Here is a 2,599-nt window from a genome sequence, read left to right as displayed (position 1 = left end):
ACCCACCTTGGCACAGAGATGCCGTCGGGGGGCGGTCACATCATCAGAGCCCGTCGAGCGCGTGGAAGGCCGAATTGCCTTGAGAGGTTGCCGTTATAGGGAGACGGTCCTTCGATCGTCAACCCGCTGAGGTGCGATGCCTACGCTGACGTAGTGGGACGCGGTCTCAAGAGATGGGTTGCCCATTCCGGCTGAACCTGCATTTTAATGCCATGCACAAGAAGGATTCGTTGCTAGGCGCGTCGGCCTCTCGGCGCGCAAACTCATATGCACTGCCTACGCAAATCGCCAGCCTGGCAGTCTTTCTCGACATCGATGGTACGCTTCTCGATATCGCGAGCACGCCAGAGGCTGTCGTCGTGCCCCCCGGTATGCCGTTTGCGCTGGCACGCATGTCCGAAAGGCTCGATGGTGCGCTGGCGCTGGTGACAGGAAGACCAATCGAGTTTGTCGACCGCCTGTTTCCCGATGCAGAACTAGCGGTATCTGGTCTTCACGGAGCCGAATGGCGAGATGGTTCCGGGAATGCAGGGCGCGTCAAGACCACGTCGGAATTCAACGCCGGGAAGTTGCGTCTTCGCCAGGAGGTGGCCCGCTGGCCGGGCGTTGTATTCGAAGACAAGGGAGCAGCTTTTGCTGCGCACTACCGGCTTGCACCCGAAAGGGAGATGCCTCTCCGTGACCTGATGCAAGACCTCACCGAAGCCGTTGGATCGGGCTGGGTGTTACAGGAAGGCAAACAGGTATTAGAATTGCGGCCGCGCGGCCGCGACAAGGGCGATGCGCTCATGGCCTTTATGGAAGCTGAGCCCTTTTCCGGGCGACAACCCCTGGCCATGGGCGACGACGTGACTGACGAACCGATGTTCATGGCGGCTAATCGGCTTGACGGTCTATCCGTGCGTGTCGGGGAGGACTGCAGGCAGAGCTGTGCGAGATATCGCGTTGCCTCCCCCTCCGACGTGCGTGCCTGGATAGAAAGGGCTTCGGCATGAGGGCGCTGCATGGGAACGCGTGCCCCGCTTCGGATCACTTCCGCAGGCTGGAGGGCACAGGATGAGCCGCCTCATCGTCGTCTCCAACAGGGTACCGGATGTCGCGAAAGGGCCGCCTCCCGGAGGGCTTGCTGTAGCCTTGGAATCGGCGCTCGAGCTGCATGGCGGCGTGTGGATGGGCTGGTCCGGCAAATCCAGCGGGGCGAAGGAACCGGGGCCCCTGAGCTTTCATGAGCATGGCCGCATCACCTTCGCGCTTTCGGATCTCTCGCGCCGTGACCTGTCCGAGTACTATGCCGGCTTTGCAAACAGCGTGCTATGGCCGCTGTGCCACTATCGGCTCGACCTTACGGACTATGCCCGCAAGGACATGGCAGGGTATTTTCGTGTCAATCGGTTCTTCGCGGAACGGCTCAGGCCGCTGGTCCAGCCCGATGACCTGATCTGGATTCACGACTACCACCTGATTCCCATCGCCTCGGAACTGCGCAGGTTGGGAGTCGAGAACCGCATCGGCTTCTTCATGCACATTCCCTGGCCGCCACCGGATGTCTTCTTTACCCTGCCGGTGCACGAAGCCATCATCAGCGGGCTTACGGCCTATGACGTGGTCGGCTTCCAGACCGGGCACGACGTAGACAACTTCGCCTCGGGCTTACGGCGGGAGGGTATTGGCGGTGATGTCGGTGGCCGCTGGTTTGAAGCATATGGACGGCGTTTCCGGGCTGGCGCCTTTCCGATCAGCATCGCCACAAGGCATTTTGCGGATATGGCCAGCGAGGCGATGAATACTGCGGCGGTTCGGCGATTCGCTGAAAGCCTCGAAGGGCGTGACCTGATCATCGGCGTGGACCGTCTGGATTATTCCAAGGGTCTAACCCACCGTATCGATGGATATGAGAAATTCCTCACGGCAAACCCCGCCTATCACGGGCGCACGACGATGCTCCAAGTCACTCCGAAATCGCGCACGGAGGTCCCGGGCTACACCGCAATGCAGCGTGAAGTGGCGGAACGGGCCGGTCATGTTAATGGATCGCTAGGACGCCTCGACTGGGTACCGATCCGATATGTCAATCGCGCTATCGCGCAAAATGTACTCGCCGGGCTCTATCGACTTGCGCGCGTCGGCCTGATTACACCGCTTAGAGACGGCATGAACCTCGTCGCCAAGGAGTTCGTGGCCGCGCAGGACCCGGATGATCCGGGCGTGCTTGTGCTGTCACGCTTCGCTGGCGCGGCACGGGAACTCGATGGGGCTCTCCTCGTCAATCCCTACGATATCGAGGCGGTTGGCAACGCGATCGCGCAGGGCCTATCGATGCCACGCGAAGCGCGGCGTGAGCGCTTCTCGCCGATGATGAAGCGGCTTTTGGAGTACGACATCTCCCGCTGGTGCTCGGACTTTCTCGCGGAGCTGTCAGGGTGATAGACACGGCACTGCTCCGCAGATAAGTGTTTGGCAAAAGCGTCGTGACGACAGACGGTCGAACAGACGGCATTGCCAAGTTGGGTGATTGTGGGCGCAAAGGGGGGCGAAGCGTGAGCACTTATGCGTTCATCTCGAGCGCATAGTCGTTCCACAGGCTGAAGGCGTCAGCCCG

2 protein-coding genes are annotated in these 2,599 nt (G+C 60.9%); both read left to right on the top strand.

Annotated elements, in window-relative coordinates:
• The first annotated feature begins 173 nt into the window (after positions 1–173).
• Positions 174–995: a trehalose-phosphatase gene (otsB, locus tag Q0Y42_RS14025; protein WP_172686461.1), complete on the top strand. Its 822-nt coding sequence runs from the start codon at positions 174–176 to the stop codon at positions 993–995.
• A 61-nt stretch (positions 996–1,056) separates the two neighbouring features.
• On the top strand, positions 1,057–2,424 hold the full coding sequence (gene otsA, locus Q0Y42_RS14020) for an alpha,alpha-trehalose-phosphate synthase (UDP-forming) (RefSeq protein WP_172686460.1): 1,368 nt from the start codon (positions 1,057–1,059) through the stop codon (positions 2,422–2,424).
• The last annotated feature ends 175 nt before the right edge of the window (positions 2,425–2,599 follow it).

This window comes from uncultured Brevundimonas sp. (assembly GCF_947305955.1).
In the GTDB taxonomy this organism is placed as follows: domain Bacteria; phylum Pseudomonadota; class Alphaproteobacteria; order Caulobacterales; family Caulobacteraceae; genus Brevundimonas.
This window is presented reverse-complemented; position numbering and strand designations above follow the sequence as displayed.

Coding starts and splice junctions, on each gene's coding strand:
- otsA (WP_172686460.1), top strand. CDS start 1,057: ATGAGCCGCCTCATCGTCGTCTCCAACAGGGTACCGGATGTCGCGAAA.
- otsB (WP_172686461.1), top strand. CDS start 174: ATGGGTTGCCCATTCCGGCTGAACCTGCATTTTAATGCCATGCACAAG.